The organism is Priestia iocasae, assembly GCF_016909075.1.
Classification (GTDB): Bacteria; Bacillota; Bacilli; order Bacillales; family Bacillaceae_H; genus Priestia; species Priestia iocasae.
On sequence record NZ_JAFBFC010000004.1, the window covers coordinates 331,017 to 349,207 of the forward strand.

Sequence of the window (18,191 nt, forward strand, 5' to 3'; positions counted from 1 at the left end):
GTTTAAGTTATTTAAATTGAAATAACAAAACTCACTAATTTTGATATATCAAGGTTTTCTGTGTATTTAAGGTTTTTTTAGCACTAAAATTCGCACACTTTTTAGTGGAGTGACAGAAATTATTGTTAGTTTGCTAATTGCTATGCTGACAATCGTAAGTAGGTTTCTGGATATTTATGTTAAAATGATAAAGGAGTGTATTCAACTAACGGAGCAGGAATGTTGAAGAAGGTAATTACAATTTATGTATAGAATGATACATATATCTCTACGTTTAGATTTGGAGGAGCATAAATGGAGTGGTATAAAGAAGAGTTTGTAGTTAGTGACAATAAAGAGAGATTAAACATAGAAGATGTCTCTAAGTTACTATCTACAACATATTGGGCATCTAATAGAGAAGTAGAGACTATTGAAAAAAGCATTAATAACTCCTTGTCATTCGGGGTGTATCATAACGGAATACAAGTAGGATTTGCCAGGGTAGTTACTGATAAAGCTGTGTTTTCTTGGATATTAGATGTTGTCATAAATGATAATTACAGGGGTAAAGGATTAGGTAAATGGTTAATGGAGTGTATATTTGAACATCCAGAAATTAAATTTACAGCATTTGCGTTAGCAACATCAGATGCACATGATTTTTATAAAAAATTCGATTTTAAAGATAACGCTTGTATGACCAAGCCTTTACTGTCCAAATAAGAAGAACTCTTGCACTAACGGGTGCTTATGTACCACAACGTGCTATCTATAAAGAAAGCTCAGAGCATAATGGCTCCGAGCTTTTTTGTGTGCTAATTTCACTGCTAATTCTCACTTTGCACTTCAAAACCGAACCCGTTACCATTAAGAGCCTCATCTTTTAAACAGCTTATATTCTTCTTACACGACCATTAAATTTTTGTTTGTAGTATCCTTTTGTCATGTCGGCAATCGCAACACCGGTTGAGCTTTGTGAACCAATGAATGTTCCGTTTCCAACGTAAATCCCGACATGTCCATCTATTTTATACGTATCAAAGAAAACAAGGTCTCCTGGCTTGATGTCACGTACAAGCACTTGTTTGCCAACATGTTTTAACGTCTCCGTACTAACCGATCCTAAAGGTCCTAGTTTGATGCCAACTTGTGAATATGCCCAATGTACAAATGCGGAACAATCAAACAATCCATTGGCAATATCATAGGAGTTACGTCCACCACCGAATACATACGCTGAATGTCCAATCCATTTGTTTCCGACCGTTACGACCTCACTGACATTTCCACTACCTGTCATCGGAATGTCTGCGTGATAACTTTGTGTTAGAGTTACCGTTTGCTTCGATTCTTTTTCAAGACGCTGTTTTTCTTGCTGAATTTCTTGTTGAATGACTGTGTTTCGTTGTGAAAGAGCTTCTTCTTTTTCCTCAAGTGACATTTTTAAATAGGTTTGTTCTTTTTCTTCTACTTTTACTTGAGCAATATACACATGTTGATGGTTTTTTTGTTCGTTAAACTGAACCATCATACCATCTAATTCTGTTTTCATATATTGAAGTTCTTCAAGCTTTCTCTCGACTTTAAGTTGTTTTTCTTTTAGGATTTTTTGGTCAATTTGTGTTTGATTTAATAGCTGTTGATCTGCTTTAGCAATTGTTGCAACAGCAATTGCACGATCAACAAAATTGCTAAAGCTTGAAGCACCTAACAACACGTCTATATAAGAGATATTACCACCGCTTTCATGGAATGATTTGGCGCGTTCTTCCAATAGATGATATCGCTTTTGGAACTTTTCTTGTAATACACTAAGGTCTTTTTGTACGGTCTCAATTTCGACCGTCTTTTTCATCATTTGATTTTCTGTTATACGAATCTGCTCTTCATTCGCTTCCAATGCTAATTCAAGGCGCTTAATTTGTTGAATGAACAATTGTTGCTCATCCTGAAGTCGATGGATTTCATCTACCGTTTGAGTGAGATTCAATTGAGTGTCTTTTAATTGCTGTTGAACTTGTTCTTTTTTCCTATTCATATTTGTAAGGGATTCTGCGTTTGCATCAAAATGGGAGAATAAAAAGCTTATTCCTAACAAAGCGGTTGTATGGAAAAGGATAATGCTCTTTTTCATTGATAAAATCCTCCATTACTATCTTCCCATTAAAGATAGACTACTTTAGCTTGGTTTTATGTTCTGTAAGACTTATCATTTTTTAGAGAAATAGGAAAATAGTTTCAAATATAACAATATAACACATTATATCATTGTTTTCATAGAAAAAGAGATATTTTTATGACAGCTTTGTCTCAAGCAATAAACTCGATTCTAAGTGAAAATAACTACTTTTATCTTGTTAGGTTAAAGGCCTATGACGATTTAGACAAATGTGCATATACTTTCATAGAAGTTGTTTGAAGAGAGGAGAAAAAACATGAACCAACATGTACCGGTTTTACAAGACCTACACTATCAAGGCGTAAACCAAGATCAACGCTTTATTGGAAGAATTGGAGGATTTGGTTTTGGTCGCCCATTTGGATTTGGAAGACCCTTTGGATTTGGCTTTGGCCGTCCATTTTTTGGAGGTCCATTCATTGGAGGGTTAGGGGTAGGGTTATTAACGGGTGCTTTATTGCGCCCACCATATTATGGATATGGTTATGGTTATCCGTACCCTTATTATGGATATCCTGGCTTCTACTATTAAGAAGTTTCTACCCTCGTCCTTTCATTTACAACTAAAAAGGTTAGCCCTCATAACCGGCTAACCTTTACATACCTCTTTACTCTTCTTCAGCTAAAATTTCGTCAAAGGCAGCAGAAACCTTTTCAAATTCTTCGTCACTTTCAACAGCTGAAAAATCGCCTTCACCATCTACTTTTAAGAAGAAAATATCAATGTCATCTTCTGTTTCGACTAACAATTCTTCTGAGAAAGCAACGGCTACATAGTCTGTTCCTTCAATTGTTAAAACACCTAATACTTCTACATCATGTTCTTGATCATTTTCATCTGCAATTGTAAAAATTTCGCCTACTTCAATCTTTTCCATATCCATTCTCCTTACATTGCTTAAGTTAGGATGATAAACCCTAGTGTATTCGTTATCTTCTCTACTATAGACAAAATCATACAAAGAAAGCAAATTTTCTACTTGTGCTAAATCGAGAAATGAACAATTTTTACGCATTCACCTGTTTTTTAGATAAATAATCAACAAGTCCCATTGCGCAGACAGAAAGGTCAAGTTGAATGATTTCTTGAACATCAGGTGTTAAGTTAATTTGTTTGGATTTTAAATAAGCTTGTACTTTGTTAAATAGGTCGGTTGAAATAGCTGTTGCTTTTTGTTCGAATGAAGAATCTGTATGCAACTTTATACTAAGTTTTGCTGTTTCGAGAAATAGAGGAAGCCATTTTCTAAGCTGTGTAAAAACGTGGTGAGGGTTTTCAGATTTTCCGTAATGCCCAAAATAAATTCTTTCTAATTCTAATTTCTCCATGCGCTCGGCTGAAGCTAACATAGCATCAGGATTGAATTGATTTGGTGACGTGGATGGTAAATAAAATTCTAGCTCTTGAGAAAGTAATTGTGGGTAGTATACACCAATTGTATCACCTGTAAAGATGCCATTGCTAGCCGCATCATAGATAGACAAATGATGATTAGCATGACCTGGTGTATGAAGAAATTGTAATGTCCGGTCTTTGCCGATTTGAAGTGTTTGTTCGTCCTCCATGGCTACTAATCGTTCTTCAGGGATTGGGACAATCGGGTCAAATAACTCATCAAATTGATTTCCGTACACAGCTCGTGCTCCCTCAATAAGGCGAGATGGATTAGCCAAATGACGCTTACCCTTAGGATGAACGATAACCTTGGCATTCGGACAATCCTTAAGGAAAAGTCCTGTTCCTCCAGCGTGATCTAGATGAATGTGTGTAACGATGATGTTCTTAATTTCTGACGGGTGAATGGATAAAGACTCTAATCCTTTTAATAAATACGGAATCGAAGGGCTTGCGCTTGTTTCAACAATCGTAATATCATCTTCACGAATAACATATGTACCGGTTCGTTGTTCTTTTTTTAAATCAAACACATCAATTAATGAGATACCATACCCTAAATCTTGTATATCCTTCATAAAATCCCCCTCTTAAAGTGACTTACTACTTACATTGTAACGCTTTCATTTTTACAAATCTATCCTTTTGTATGTGAAATAGATGGTCGTTTTTAAAAAAGAAAAGAGTCAGCTTGAATTCTTAATAAGAAAAGGTTCGGACATAAGTAGAGGTAGTACCAGCGAGGCTGTCACCACCCGCAATAAGGAAATGTAAAGGTAATAGTTACATTCTCTTTGGCTTTGGTGGGATGCAGTTCCTTTTTTAACATCAACTCAATTTTCCCATTCCCGTTCTTGAAAAAGAGATACAGGCATTTCTCGTACATAATAACAGGAACACCCAAATGAACAGCTTGTATATGGATTTAGCGAATAAGAAATCCAGTCCCTTTATCCAGAATGGTCTTCGGACTTTTAGAGAATCATTCACTTTTCATGACGAAACATCCATTCATTGTACGACCATAATTACTCATTGCTAGATGAAGCTCGCTCTTCTAAATCAATGAGCATTGTCTTCATTTCTAATCCACCCCGATAGCCAGTTAATGAGCCATTCTTTCCTATTACACGATGGCAAGGTACAGTAATCAATACCGGATTAGCCCCAATAGCTGCCCCTACGGCACGAACAGCTTCTGAGTTATTTATATCATTTGCAATGTCGGAATAGGATTTCGTCTGTCCATATGGAATTTCACAAAGTGCATCCCAGACTGCTCGCTGAAATTGCGTACCTACGTACTCAAATGGAACCGTAAAGGTTTTCCGCTTTCCTGCCAGATACTGAGTGATCTCAGCGATATAGGGTTCAAGCTTTTTATCATTTTCAACCAGAGGACTTCCTAGAAAGCGTTTTTTAGTCCATTCGAACAATTCCTCGAATGGTTTGTTCTGTGAACCTACAAACACAAGCCCCTTTGAAGTTGAAGCAACATATAAATTCCAACCCTTAAACTTTAGTAAAGACCAATAAAGGGTTGGTTTATTCTTTGTTTGCATTGTACTTTTCCTCCTTCTTACTCATTTGACGAAATTGAGCTGGTGTATGTCCCGTTTTCTTTTTAAATAAAGTAATAAAATAAGACGCGTTAGCCATACCCACACATATGGCGATATCTCCAATCGGTTTATTTGTCTGAATTAAATACTTTTTAGCCGCGTTTACTCTAACTTGTTGTATATACTCAACTGGTGTAATACCCTTAATCTTTTTAAATGTTCGATGCATATGATACGGACTCCCATGACAAATATTTGCTAACGATTCTAGAGTTAATATTTCTGTGAAATTCTTATCAATGTATTCAGTAATTAAATTAACCCATTCGCTATCAGGCAGATTTTCATTAGTAGGATTGCAACGTTTACAAGGGCGAAAATTTGCGCGGAGAGCTTGTTCTGTGTTTGGAAAAATGCATACATTTACTTTCTTCGGAACGCGAGATTTACAGGATGGTTTACAGAATACCCCTGTCGACTTTACAGCATAGAAAAATTGATTATTGTATGCTATATCATTATTTATAATTGCTTGCCACTTTTCATCTGTTATCATTTCTGTATCATTTGAAATTCTAATACCATGGCTCCCTTTATGTCTATCCAACATTTAACTCACCTCTCCTTTCAATATACTTCCAATAAATTCAGAATGTACAACTCTATGAGTAGAATAGCAAGATATTAAAATCTAATTCTTATTTTGAATCGTGAAAATGATCCCAAGACCATATCTCGTCATATTGATTGTCGTTCTGTATGACTCTTTTTCACAATACAATTCTATGAAGTATTCACATTCCTCTTTTGTTAAAATTGCTGAAAGCATTGAACATTCTTGTTCGTCTAATTCTTTTTGAGTTGAATGCCATTTTAAGTTTTCGACACGCGTTTTTATATCTTGACCCATTTCTACCTACTCCTACTTAACATTCTTGATAACTAACACTATAACCTTATAAATAGAAAAAGATAAGGTGTTTAGAATGTAATAGCAAGATAACAAAATTAGTAAAGGTTATTATGTGATAAAGTAAAATTTCAATCAGTGTGAGTTTTCTTATAATTACTCTGTAAATAGTATAGAAAGTCGTAATAAGATAAGGAGAATGAAGAAGTGATATGGCATGAAGTTCATGATGTTATCGTAATTACATTACCTGAAATTTTTGACATGAATGCTAACCTAGGCTATCTAACAAGGGGGAAAAATGAATGCATGTATGAAATAGAGAACGATATAATTACAAAAGTTATAGCCATTGGGGAAATTCAGTCCTTAGTACAGGTAAGCGTAATCAATAATAAACAGATGGTTGTTACATTCCTAAAGGATTCTAGACCTATTGAAAAGTGGAAACGGGAAGAGATTGTCAGATATATTCATGAGTGGTTTGATATTGATACCGATTTAACGCCATTTTATGAAATGGCAAAAGCAGATCCATTACTCAAGATGCCTGCGCAAAAATTCTATGGATTACGAGTTGTTGGGATTCCAAATTTATTTGAAGCTTTATGTTGGGGAGTTTTAGGGCAACAAATCAACTTAGCCTTCGCCTACTCCTTAAAGAAGCAATTTGTAGAAGGATTTGGTGATTCCATCGAATGGAATGGTAAAAAGTATTGGGTGTTCCCATCGTACGAACAAATTGCACAGTTAACACCTACCGACCTAGCAGATATTAAAATGACTGTGAAAAAAAGTGAATATATCATTGGAATTGCCAGATTAATGGCTAGCGGAGAATTATCGAGGGAAGAATTAATGAAATTGCACTTTAAAGATGCTGAAAAAAACTTAATTAAAATACGAGGAATCGGTCCTTGGACAGCCAATTATGTTCTAATGCGCTGCCTCAGGTTCCAGACAGCTTTTCCAATCGATGATGTGGGTCTTATCAATTCGATAAAAGTATTACGTAATATGAACAGAAAACCTACGAAAGATGAAATCTTAGAGATATCGTTTCCATGGGAAAACTGGGAATCATATGCTACCTTTTATTTATGGCGTGTCCTTTACTAAATAATTACAGTTAAAGCCAATCCCTTTTAGGAATGCAAAACATACAACATCCCTTGCCTCTTTATCCATTGATGTTACTGGATTTTTGCGGCAAGGGATGTTGCGAGCTAAGCTAAACAGGGAGTATTCTTTCCCTCTTTTCTTAAACGTTTAATAAGTATTTAATATCTTGTTCAGAAAGGCTGGTTAACATGGTTTCACCAGGTTGGATAACTTGCTCAATTAATTCTTTTTTCTTTTGCTGCAATTCATAAATACGTTCTTCAATCGTACCTTGAGCAATTAATTTAATCACCTGTACGACATTTTTTTGTCCCATTCGATGTGCGCGTCCAGCTGCCTGTTCTTCAACGGCTGGGTTCCACCACAAATCATACAAAATAACCGTATCAGCTCCGGTTAAATTTAAACCGGTACCTCCTGCTTTTAAGGAAATGAGAAAGATATCATTTTCCCCTTCATTAAAACGATTCGCCATCTCAACACGTTCTTTTGAAGGGGTTTGACCGTCTAAATAAAAGAACGATACACCTTCTCTTGTCAGATGATCTCGTATGATATGAAGCATGCTCGTAAACTGTGAAAAAATTAACAGCCGCTTTCCGTTTGCAATTGCGTTTTGAGTAATGTCAATTAATTGTTCTAACTTGCTGGATTCCCCTTCATATCCTTCAACAAAAAGCGAGGGGTGACAGCAAATTTGACGGAGACGTGTAAGGCCCGCTAAAATCTTCATACGATTACGGTTGAAATCTCCAGAAACAAGAGAGGTTTTCACTTTCTCTAAATAGGCTACATAAAGTTCTTTTTGTGTCTTTGTTAATTCTGATAAATGGTTTGTTTCAATTTTATCAGGTAGCTCTTTTAATACGTCTTTTTTAACGCGGCGTAAAATAAAAGGTTTGACCATCCGACTAATTTGCTCATTCGAATATCCTTTAAATACTTTCGCACCAGGAAACAATCCAGGCAGAACGGTTTGAAAAATGGCCCATAATTCTTCTAGAGAGTTTTCAATGGGTGTGCCACTTAACGCAAATGTTTTTTCAGACTGAATGAGACGCACAGCTTCGGATGTTTTCGTCGCATGATTTTTAATCATTTGCGCTTCATCTAAAATCATACTGTGAAACGTCAGTGATTGATAAAATTCAATATCTTGCCTTAACGTGGGATACGAAGTCACAAACACATCGGGCTTAGACTCACTTGTTAGTAAATCTTCTCGTTCTTTTGGCGTTCCAGTTATGACCTCAACACGAAGCTCTGGGGCAAACCTCTCTAATTCACTCTTCCAGTTATATAAAAGAGACGCAGGTGCTACAACAAGAAACGGATCGATATTAGCGTTTGCCTTTTTCTCTGATAAAAGATACGCAATACTTTGCAATGTCTTTCCAAGGCCCATATCATCTGCGAGTATACCTCCTAAGGAATAGTGAGCAAGTCCTTTAAACCATTGAAAGCCTGTTTGCTGATAGTCACGTAAGGAAGCTTGCAAAGTGGAAGGTAAACTAAAATCAAGTTCTTCTGGGTGCTTTAGGTGTTGCAGAAGCTGTTTGAATGCTTTGCTGAATTTCGTTTTATGACCCATGATTTCTTCAATTTGAGCACCTCGATAAAGCGGCACTTGCATAGAGTTATTCACTAAATCGGTTGGCTTTACATCCAATTCAGCTAACAGCCGTTGAATGCTTTGAAATTCTTCTCCTTCAAGAGAGACAAAAGCTCCATTTGATAAGCGGTGATAATTTTTCTTTTCAACCAAGGATTGAAGGATTTGTTGAATGCTTTCTTGGTCAATCTCATTCATATCAAAACTAATATCGAGTAGTCGCCCGTTTGATTGAACGTCAATCGATGTGACCGGTGTTGACTGCTGCTCTAAATCGTACATACGAACGGCGTCAGTTATGTATACTTCTGCAAGTTGCTGAAGCTTTGGGACAATGTGAAACAGAAATTCATAAATCGACTCTTCATCATCTTCAATATAGAGTTGATTTTGACGAATTTTAATGGGTGCACTTTCAATAAGTGCCATGACTTCTTGTTCTTTTTCCGTATCACGAATTAAAATCTTTTCGGACTTTTCTTCATCTTCCGCTCCGAACGGATAGATGACAAGGTCATCATAGTGATATTCTAGTTTTGCAAGCAATTGTCCATATTCATCATCGACAAACAGCTTTACCTTAAGCGGTGGTTGAATCATTTGATTCGATACATCTTCTGACAGCGTTACTTTTCCTACCTTCTTTAGTCCAGGTAATGCATGAGACAGGAAGCTGCTCATTTGCTGTTCAGAGATGGGTAACATTTGATCAATAGGTGCACTTTTACGCAACCCCTTTAGTAACAGCTGCTGTTCATTTGAAAGTTCATAGAATGTTCCTTCATGAAACAAAAACCCATAGCGATCAAAAAAGGAAGCATCATGAAGTTGTTGAAGATTTAGTTCAAACTCCGTCTCGCTACTTTTATCAAAACGAAATGAAAAAGGTAACTCTCCTTTTAAAAAGTGGATGTGTTCAAATGTTTGATCATGATCTATGAATGTAAATGGACGTTCATTTGCTTTTAAAAGCAAGTTTTTCGCAATCATGGATGGAATAATCAATTCTCGTTCATTCACTTTTACGTCATTCCAGCTACTTAATTGGCTATTTCGATAGAAGGTTTCGGTCTTCACAAGCTCTTGTAATAGGTCGATGACGTGTTCATCTTCTTCCGTAAAATAATGTTCAGCAGGGTCATAGGTGAATTTTTTTGTGAACTCATGAGGAATCTGCTCTCGTACTTTTCGCAAAAACTCTTTTATATTTTTCACCACATACGTTCGCTCCACACCAACTTTTATCTCCATCATGAGAAAGGTTTCATGTGAACGTGTAAACGAAGAAGATTTACAAATAAATTCAACCTTTAAAGGATCTTTATCGTGAGTATGTCGCGCGTCTATGATATGTTGCTGATACCCTGTAAATAAGTTCATAAAGTGAGTAACAGCTTGTTCTTTATGATGGTGCTGATATGTAGAGAAAGGTTGGTTTACCGTTTCGCGATCATAAATCTCTAAAAGAGCGGCTACTTCGTGTTTACACTCTTTAAACTGTTCATACGCAAGACAGGTGCAATCAGACACAAACGAGTCTCCATCTATTTCAATGGCTACTTCATGTAAGTCACTTCCTGCTACAGTCGCAAACCATGTGTGATGCTTGAAATCAAACTCAACGTCTTTTACTCGACCTTGCCTATAATAAACAAACCCTCGCTCGTAGGCGATGGGTGAAAAAAAGTCTTTTATCTCGTCTCTGCTATTGAATAAATGACGCATTTCTTCACAATCTTTCTGTTTAAAATTAAAAAGAGGTAGTATCTGTTTTACATACTACCTCTTTCGCTTGTCTCATATCAAGTTTAATTTACTTTTACAACCCATCCAAAGGAATCTATGTCTTTTCCTGTTTGAATGCCTGTTAGTGTGTCATACAACTTTTTCGATAATTCACCAGTTTGACTATTGTTAATAATAAGTTTCTCTTCTTTCATAAACAACTCTCCGATTGGTGAAATAACCGCTGCAGTTCCAGTACCAAATGCTTCTTCTAATACCCCTTCTTTGTATGCTTCATACACTTCATCAATGGAAATGCGTCGTTCAACAATTGGAATGTCCCAATGTTTAAGTAAGCTGATAATGGAATTTCGAGTAACGCCTTCTAAAATGCTTCCATTTAATGATGGGGTAATCACTTCTCCATTAATCTTAAAGAAGATATTCATACTGCCTACTTCTTCAATGTATTTACGTTCTACACCATCTAACCACAGCACTTGTGAATAGCCTTTTAGGTTGGAAACTTGCTGCGCTTTTAAGCTAGCTGCATAATTTCCACCGGTTTTTGCTGTACCTGTACCACCTAGTACTGCGCGAACAAATTCACTTTCTACGGCGATTTTTACTGGATGAATGCCCTCTTTATAGTAAGAGCCAACAGGTGACAAAATAATAATAAATTGATAGCGGCTAGAAGGAGCAACCCCTAGAAATGGCTCTGTTGAAATGACAAACGGACGAATGTATAACGATGTTCCTTCTGCCGTAGGAATCCAATCACGGTCAACAGAGATTAATTGTTTTAGCGCTTCAATCGCAAACTCTTCGTCAATTCTTGGAATACATAATCGATCGTTTGAGCGGTTTAAACGCTCCATGTTTTTATCGGGTCTAAATAAAAGAATGGCTTCGTCTTTTGTCAAATATGCTTTTAATCCTTCAAATACAGATTGTCCGTAATGAAACACCATAGCAGCTGGATCTAAAATAAGTGGCTGATAAGGAACAATACGAGGGTCATGCCAGCCTTTACCTTCTGTATAATCCATAATGAACATATGATCAGTAAATGTTTTCCCAAACTGAAGTTGTTCAGCTACCGGCTTTTCTTTTCGTGCTTCACTTAATGTAATATCAATTGTGTAATCTTTCATGGCTCTATCTCCTTGCTGTTAGCTTATAATAATCTATCCTTATTGTATAACTAGATGGAATAATGTTACAAGACATATAGAATTATTTTTTAAAATATTGAAAAATTAAAGACTTTTCAGCTACTTATTCACATACATCGAAAACGCTTCTTCTAGTATCGTTGAGAATGCTTGTAAATGGGTCAATGTCGAGATATCATGCTCAAACAACGGTAAGGTGATAACCTGTTGTTTTGTAAAAGATGTATGAATCTCCTCTAAATATGGCTGTTCACATTCACGTCTTCTTTGCATAAATGCTCCATCTGCATGAGCTGGAATTATTTTATTTACAATAACCGTTGATACATGAATTTGATGGTGAGATAACGTATGAACCGCTTTTTTTGTCTCTAAAATTGGTAATCTCTCAGCATTTAAAACAAAGGCGTACCCTGTTATGGCTGAATCCAGTAAAACGTCTCTTACAGCTGTAAACTTCTTCTTTCGTTCCTGTAACTTTTCATAAATAGGGTCTTCAATTGGTTCCCCATCATTTAAGAGTTGAGTGTAGTTGTCTTGTACTTTTTTTCGGCGTTCTAGTAGTCCATTAATCCACACATTCATCAGTTCAGGTAACGTTAGTAGACGAAGGGTATGACCTGTTGGTGCAGTATCAAATACAATTTTGTCATAACGGTGTCGTTCCGTTAAAATAAGTGAAGTAATGCGATCGAATAATGCAGCTTCATCTGCCCCTGGAGAAGCGCTTGCTAAATCGATTTGACGGTTCACTTCGTCTATCATCGTTGCTTTTACTAATCCTTTTAGGTTTTCCTTTACCGAGTTAATGTATCGCTTTGACTCATTATGTGAATCAATTTCAAGTAAGTCAAGGGTATCATGAATGCGAACAATTTCTTTTTTTGCTTGTACATGAAACACATCACCAATATTATGAGCTGGATCTGTCGACACTAGTAGCACTCGGTTTCCCTTTGTAGATAGTAGGTACGCAAGGGCAGACGCGGTAGTCGATTTGCCAACCCCACCTTTTCCACCTACAAAAATAATTCTCTTTTGTAATAAATCCATCTCATTTCCTCCTTCTAGCAACAACGAATCCCATCAAGTGGTGATTTTTCCATTCCCATGCGTACATGCCATTCATGAAAGCGCTCAATAATGAGTGGGTACAATTCGAGCGTATAGTAAAAGGCAGGATTTTGTAGACCTAGCATTTCTGAAAAACAAAGCAAAATAAATAAATCCTCTTCATCTCGAAGTTCTCTTGCTAATTCTGTTCGATGTGGCTGCTTTAAAATTTCATCGTAAATGTGAATCATTTTTTTCATTTTATCCAACAAGTCCACTCATACCGCTCCTTTCTATGAAGTGAAAAGTCTGTTAAATAAGATCCCTTGCCTGTTCATCCATTAAGTTTTAATAGGTTGATAGGCAAGGGATGGCTATGTGGAATGTTATTTACAAGTTTTACATTGTCGAATCGACTGGAGGGATTGGTTCTTTTTTAGTAAAAACAGCGAATGCCTCAAGAAGAATCCAGAAAACAAATGCTAAGATTAATCCACCTAGTACAAATAGAAGCATATTAGCATCGGTTGCTCCTATACCAGACCATTGAAAAACAACTTGCTGAACCATTGCCCAAACGGTCATAAAGAGTACAAACACCATTGGGATAAAGGTGATTAGGAAGTTTCGTCCTTGTCGTTTAAGCCAAATTGAAATAAGAAGCAAACTAATTCCTGCAAGAAGCTGATTGCTCGTTCCAAAAAGTGGCCACAATAAGTATCCGCCTGATCCAAAGCCATTTGGTCCTTTCGGAATGAGAACTAATGCCGCACTTGTAAATACAGCTACAGATGTTGCGACATGTGTTTTTGTTAACGGTTTGAGGTTATATTCGCTTCCAATTTCAGCAATGATATAACGCATAAGACGTACAGACGTATCTAAGCTTGTTGCAGCAAAGCTGACAACAATAACGGTGACAATGGTTCGCGCAATGTCAGCAGGAATGAAAATACCCGTTGCCAACTGAGCAGCTCCATTAATGAAGTTACCCATTCCTCCTGCACTCGCAGCGGCGAAGCTTCCATATGCTTCTTTAAAGTCAGCACCTGTTGCGAATACAGTTGTCACGGCAATAATGGAGATTAACGCTAGAACACCTTCTCCGATAGACCCTAAGTATCCAACAAACCGTGCATCTGTTTCTTTATCTAATTGTTTAGAAGAAGTTCCAGAAGCAACTAGACCATGAAAGCCTGAGATAGCTCCACAAGCAATCGTAATGAATAAGAGCGGAAACCATGATACATCATTTGCAGCATTATTTGTCATTGGAGCCGTAATCTCTGGTTGTAAAAATAATAAACCTGCATAGAGCATTACTAGTCCAACGACTAACTGATGAGAATTTATGTAATCACGAGGTTGCAATAACTTCCAAACGGGTAATACTGATGCAATATAACAATAAACCATTAGTACGACAATCCACACAAAGAACGACATGGATACGCCGTTTAATCCAAATATCACAGTGTTTTCCGCTCCACCAAAGTATTTGACTAAATCGATTTGAAGAGCTGGAATCTTACTGCTTAATACAGCCGTTCCATACATAATAACTAGTGCAATAATCGATGGAATGAGCATTTCTCTCTTTCCTTTGTATACGGCATATCCAATCCAGATGGCTAATGGAATCTCGATAAATATCGGTATAACAGCAGCAGGGAATTGAACAAAAAGATTTGAGATAACCCATGCAAATACAGCATTTACCATTAAAACAAGAATAAGAATAATAAAAAGAAAAAGCAGCTTAGCGCGTCTTCCAATCAATCGATTTGTGATGGTCCCAATTGATTGTCCTTTGTTGCGTACAGATAAAACAAGTGTTCCAAAATCATGAACACCTGCAGCAAAAACAGTACCTAAAATGACCCATAAAAACGCCGGTAACCATCCCCAGTACACAGCAATCGCTGGACCAATAATAGGTGAAGCACCTGCTACAGATGAAAAGTGATGTCCCCAAAGAACAACTTTTTTAGTTGGAACAAAATCAACTCCATCTTCGAATTGATGAGCAGGTGTAACAAAGTTTGGATCAAGGCGATAAATCTTTTCCGCTATAAATTTTGAATAATAGCGGTAACCAAGTGCAAATACGATCATTCCAATTATGGCTAACCATAGTGAATTCACCTATACTCCCCCTTATACTTCTATTTTGTACAAGGAAATCGTACCCAATTTGTGTAAGCGTTGTCAATATAAATTTCAGAAAATTCCAATAAGAGTAATTTTACTTGCTTCCTTTAAAAATAAATAGTCAAATGCACAAAAAAACCTATCTTCTCATTTAAGAAAACTTCGCCATGAAAAGATAGGTTTTACAGTTGCTTTTTACTGTTTAGTTGTCAAATGTTAATTGATAAAATAGCACATCTTGCCATTGTTCAAATTTGTATCCAACCTCTTTAAATTCTCCACAGAATGTAAATCCAAATTGCTCATGCATTTTAACGCTTTTGTCGTTTCCTTTTGTAATTCCAGCTATGACTACATGATAATTTAATTGTTTTGCATGTTCTAAAATGGCTGTCATCAACTGCTTACCAATACCATATCCTTGCTGCTTTTCATCTACATAGATGGATAGTTCAACTGTTCGTTTATACGCTTCTTTTTCTCTATAGGTAGACAGTGACGCATAACCAGCAACTACTTCTTCTCTTTCTGCAACAATTAAAGGAAATCGAGGTTCTTGGTGAGTGGCAAACCAGCCTTTGCGCTCTTCAACGGAAAGAGGAGTTAAATCAAATGTAGCAGTACTCTGTAAAACTGATTGATTATAAATATCAACGAGACTGGCTAAGTCGTCTTGCTTTGCTTGTCGAATGATGGCCATGCTGTTAAACTCCTTTATGTAACAATATTCTTTCATTTTACTAGGTTTACTGAAAATTGCAATAAAAAAAGCTGACTGTATTAGCTCAGCTACTAAACCATTCTTCCTTTAATGATTCTACTTTTTTGAATTCTGCATTTCAAACGAATTTATTACTTGTAAAACCTCTTCAGTAGAGACAACCGTTGCAAATTCTCCATGAAGTGAGGAAAGTGATAATTGGTGTACTTCTTCTGCTTCGTAATGCTTCGTACGATCATAGGAAACTAATTCAAAGCATGCAGTGGCATCGTGTACCACGTAAGTGCGATAGCCTAAATTCCCTGCCATTCGTGCAGTTGTTGATACACAATGATTGGTTGTTAAACCAACAAGTATGAGCGTATCATATCCGTTTGATTTTAAATAGTTATCAAGTTCTGTACCTATAAAACAACTATTTTGCTGCTTGCGAATTAAATATTCATCCTCAATCGGTCCAAAGCCATCTTTAAATTGAAAACCTAACGTACTTGGATGCAAAGGAGAGTCTGGACTTTTGGATGCATGCTGGACGTGAATAATTGGATAATCTTTATGACGCCACGTTTGTAAAAGTGTGAGCATGTTTGTTTCTGCATGCTTATTGTTACGTGAACCCCAAGCAGTGTGATTAAATCCTTTTTGAACATCAATTACTAATAAAAGTGGACGCGATTTTGTCATTTCCTATCTCCTTTTACTCTTATTTTTGAATGGAAATAACATACTTACAGCCTGATGGACCAGCTTTTGAAGAATGTTTCGTTTCTTTTGGGAGGTAAATGCGATCCCCTGCTTCACACAAAACTGTTTCGTCCTCAACTGAAAAGTACACAGATCCTTCTAAAATGTGCAGAATTTCATCAGTTGGATGAGTGTGTGTTGGATGATCTTGATGGGGCGTATCCCACTGAACTTCTACATACCCAGTTTTCATTGGAAGTAACCCATTTATTACTTCTTCAAGGTTTCCGCCTACTCCTTTTTTAATAGAGGCTTTTTTTATTTTCATATGAATTCCTCTCCTTTGATAGAAACGGGCATTTTGTCGTCACTTCATCGTTTGTATCATGAAGAAAATATTGTTTCCATTCACGGTTTTGAGCATTGCCATACCATCCAAGTTCAGGGTGTGGATGAACTTCATCATACATTTTTAAACGATTTCGAACGATTCGTTTCACAGAATTCCCTATTTTTGTATCTTCACTAATCCCTTCAAACACCCATCGTGGTTGAAACGTAATCATAAACGTGTGACTTCTACGACTTTTTCTCGATTGATGTGCGGGTGTATTACACACAACAAAAATAGGCTCTCCGCCGAAGCAGAATTCCCATAATGGATCATTTGGATGTAAAGGAATATCATCTGGCCATAGTTCTTCGTCCAGTGAATGCAGTGTCTCTAATGTATCCCAAAACATCTTTTCATACTGCTGCATGGTTTTGGTTTTCTCTGGTTTAAAAAACATTACAAAAGACGTATATCGACCCAGTGAACGAAATTCACGTAAGTATTGTCTCAGTGCTAAAGCACACTGTTTCATGTCACTTTCATCATATGGAGACGCACAGAATCCAAAACGGAGTAAGTTATGTTTAAATCCTTCAACTCCTAATACACATGGAAAAGGAGCTGACTCTGATAATAAGTCGCTCTTAAAAGACTCAAAAGCAACTTTTCCCCAATTCGGAACGGTTGTTGCTTCGATAATCTCTTGTTCGCTGTATATAAAGGATGTTTTCACACTGTAACCTCCTCTTTCTGCTTAACGATACATGTGTATTAAAAGAAAAAGCAGATTATGAACTATTTCTACTTCTAATTTCATTATAGTCATCCATACATATAACTATGGACAAGTTTTGGAGGGGATGAACATGGAGTGGGTCATTATTGCCATTCATCATCTTGTACTTGGGATAAGCCTAGCAGCACCTGTTGGCCCAATTAATATAGAGATGATAAAAAGAGGTATTTCAGGTGGATTTTGGTCATCATGGTTAGTTGGCTTGGGGGGTATGAGTGCAGATGTGTTGTTTATGGTGTTTATTTTAATTGGACTAGCTCCTTTTATACAACAAGAAGCCGTGACGTTTGTTTTGTACGGAGCTGGATGTTTAATGCTGATTTATATAGGTATACAGAGTATAAGACAAGCCGCTTCACATGCGTTTGTATTTGAAGAGAGTCACCCAACTTCCGCACAACGATCTTATGCGTCCGGTTTCCTTATCGCATTAACGAATCCTATCAATATCGTTTTTTGGTTTGGGGTATATGGATCAACGTTAAGTCATATGGTGCATGCTTATACGTTGTTGCAGGCAAGTATAGCCAGTATATGTATTATTGTTGGAATTATCTTATGGAATATGAACATTGCCTTTACCGTGCATTTTACGAGACGGTTCATACATACACAATTATTGAGGGTTATAACCGTTATAGCAGGCATTATTCTAATAGGATACGGTGCCCATTTTGGGATCAAGTTCTTTTCCATGTTAGAATAAAAGGATTTAATCAACTGGGTGAGCGCTAGATAACGAATCGGATGAAATCATTAAACATGGAGAGTAATTTAAATAAGATT

Annotated in this window: 19 protein-coding genes and 1 pseudogene; 4 read left to right on the forward strand and 16 right to left on the reverse strand. The window is 36.7% G+C overall.

Annotation, left to right across the window (positions count from 1 at the left end):
• Window positions 1–294: 294 nt before the first annotated feature.
• Complete coding sequence (locus tag JOC83_RS12830) at window positions 295–705, forward strand: GNAT family N-acetyltransferase (RefSeq protein WP_205187699.1); 411 nt, start codon at window positions 295–297, stop codon at window positions 703–705.
• Window positions 706–874: 169 nt separating this feature from the next.
• Here JOC83_RS12830 and JOC83_RS12835 read toward each other — a convergent pair whose 3' ends face one another.
• The gene (locus tag JOC83_RS12835) at window positions 875–2,116 is read right to left on the reverse strand and encodes a coiled-coil domain-containing protein (RefSeq protein ID WP_205187700.1); all 1,242 of its coding nucleotides are present in this window, start codon (window positions 2,114–2,116) and stop codon (window positions 875–877) included.
• Between the two features lie 301 nt (window positions 2,117–2,417).
• Between JOC83_RS12835 and JOC83_RS12840 the strand changes: the two genes are divergently transcribed.
• Entirely contained in the window at window positions 2,418–2,693 is a 276-nt protein-coding gene (locus JOC83_RS12840) for a hypothetical protein (RefSeq protein ID WP_239583502.1), read from the forward strand.
• 76 nt (window positions 2,694–2,769) lie between these two features.
• Here the strand turns inward: JOC83_RS12840 and JOC83_RS12845 are convergent, their stop codons facing one another.
• The 6 genes and pseudogenes from JOC83_RS12845 to JOC83_RS12865 all read right to left on the reverse strand — a co-directional run bounded on the left by JOC83_RS12845 (window position 2,770) and on the right by JOC83_RS12865 (window position 6,029).
• Window positions 2,770–3,045 (reverse strand): DUF1292 domain-containing protein, encoded by a 276-nt coding sequence (locus tag JOC83_RS12845; protein WP_205187701.1) that lies wholly within the window; start codon window positions 3,043–3,045, stop codon window positions 2,770–2,772.
• 124 nt (window positions 3,046–3,169) lie between these two features.
• Window positions 3,170–4,135, reverse strand: a complete 966-nt coding sequence (locus JOC83_RS12850) for an MBL fold metallo-hydrolase (RefSeq protein ID WP_205187702.1) — start codon at window positions 4,133–4,135, stop codon at window positions 3,170–3,172.
• A gap of 182 nt (window positions 4,136–4,317) precedes the next feature.
• A pseudogene (locus JOC83_RS20345) lies at window positions 4,318–4,518 on the reverse strand (radical SAM protein); the annotation flags it as partial.
• A gap of 67 nt (window positions 4,519–4,585) precedes the next feature.
• Window positions 4,586–5,119, reverse strand: coding sequence for a methylated-DNA--[protein]-cysteine S-methyltransferase (gene adaB / locus JOC83_RS12855; protein ID WP_205187703.1), 534 nt, complete (start codon window positions 5,117–5,119; stop codon window positions 4,586–4,588).
• Window positions 5,103–5,729, reverse strand: coding sequence for a bifunctional transcriptional activator/DNA repair enzyme AdaA (locus tag JOC83_RS12860; RefSeq protein WP_205187704.1), 627 nt, complete (start codon window positions 5,727–5,729; stop codon window positions 5,103–5,105). The genes adaB and JOC83_RS12860 overlap by 17 nt, the downstream gene beginning before the upstream one ends.
• Window positions 5,730–5,810: 81 nt before the next feature.
• A complete protein-coding gene (locus JOC83_RS12865) occupies window positions 5,811–6,029 on the reverse strand; it encodes a hypothetical protein (protein ID WP_205187705.1) in 219 nt (72 codons plus the stop codon).
• A gap of 207 nt (window positions 6,030–6,236) precedes the next feature.
• Here JOC83_RS12865 and JOC83_RS12870 point away from each other — a divergent pair, with 207 nt between their 5' ends.
• The gene (locus tag JOC83_RS12870) at window positions 6,237–7,148 is read left to right on the forward strand and encodes a DNA-3-methyladenine glycosylase family protein (RefSeq protein WP_205187706.1); all 912 of its coding nucleotides are present in this window, start codon (window positions 6,237–6,239) and stop codon (window positions 7,146–7,148) included.
• Window positions 7,149–7,290: 142 nt separating this feature from the next.
• On the opposite strand, the gene JOC83_RS12875 is transcribed toward JOC83_RS12870, so the two are convergent.
• From JOC83_RS12875 to JOC83_RS12915, 9 genes are all read right to left on the reverse strand, one after another.
• Window positions 7,291–10,488 carry a DEAD/DEAH box helicase gene (locus JOC83_RS12875; protein WP_205187707.1) on the reverse strand — a complete coding sequence of 1,066 codons (3,198 nt, stop codon included), beginning with the start codon at window positions 10,486–10,488 and terminating at the stop codon, window positions 7,291–7,293.
• 83 nt (window positions 10,489–10,571) lie between these two features.
• Entirely contained in the window at window positions 10,572–11,645 is a 1,074-nt protein-coding gene (locus JOC83_RS12880; protein ID WP_205187708.1) for a branched-chain amino acid aminotransferase, read from the reverse strand.
• Between the two features lie 120 nt (window positions 11,646–11,765).
• The gene (locus JOC83_RS12885) at window positions 11,766–12,719 is read right to left on the reverse strand and encodes an ArsA family ATPase (protein WP_205187709.1); all 954 of its coding nucleotides are present in this window, start codon (window positions 12,717–12,719) and stop codon (window positions 11,766–11,768) included.
• Window positions 12,720–12,733: 14 nt separating this feature from the next.
• On the reverse strand, window positions 12,734–12,979 hold the full coding sequence (locus tag JOC83_RS12890) for a cory-CC-star protein (RefSeq protein ID WP_205187979.1): 246 nt from the start codon (window positions 12,977–12,979) through the stop codon (window positions 12,734–12,736).
• 139 nt (window positions 12,980–13,118) lie between these two features.
• Window positions 13,119–14,864, reverse strand: a complete 1,746-nt coding sequence (locus tag JOC83_RS12895) for a carbon starvation CstA family protein (protein WP_205187710.1) — start codon at window positions 14,862–14,864, stop codon at window positions 13,119–13,121.
• 208 nt (window positions 14,865–15,072) lie between these two features.
• Complete coding sequence (locus JOC83_RS12900) at window positions 15,073–15,570, reverse strand: GNAT family N-acetyltransferase (protein WP_205187711.1); 498 nt, start codon at window positions 15,568–15,570, stop codon at window positions 15,073–15,075.
• Between the two features lie 117 nt (window positions 15,571–15,687).
• Window positions 15,688–16,275, reverse strand: a complete 588-nt coding sequence (locus tag JOC83_RS12905; RefSeq protein ID WP_205187712.1) for a cysteine hydrolase family protein — start codon at window positions 16,273–16,275, stop codon at window positions 15,688–15,690.
• Window positions 16,276–16,294: 19 nt separating this feature from the next.
• Window positions 16,295–16,603, reverse strand: coding sequence for a cupin domain-containing protein (locus JOC83_RS12910; RefSeq protein WP_205187713.1), 309 nt, complete (start codon window positions 16,601–16,603; stop codon window positions 16,295–16,297).
• A complete protein-coding gene (locus tag JOC83_RS12915; RefSeq protein WP_205187714.1) occupies window positions 16,578–17,342 on the reverse strand; it encodes a YqcI/YcgG family protein in 765 nt (254 codons plus the stop codon). The genes JOC83_RS12910 and JOC83_RS12915 overlap by 26 nt, the downstream gene beginning before the upstream one ends.
• A 133-nt stretch (window positions 17,343–17,475) precedes the next feature.
• Between JOC83_RS12915 and JOC83_RS12920 the strand changes: the two genes are divergently transcribed.
• Entirely contained in the window at window positions 17,476–18,111 is a 636-nt protein-coding gene (locus JOC83_RS12920; RefSeq protein WP_205187715.1) for a LysE family transporter, read from the forward strand.
• Window positions 18,112–18,191: the final 80 nt, after the last annotated feature.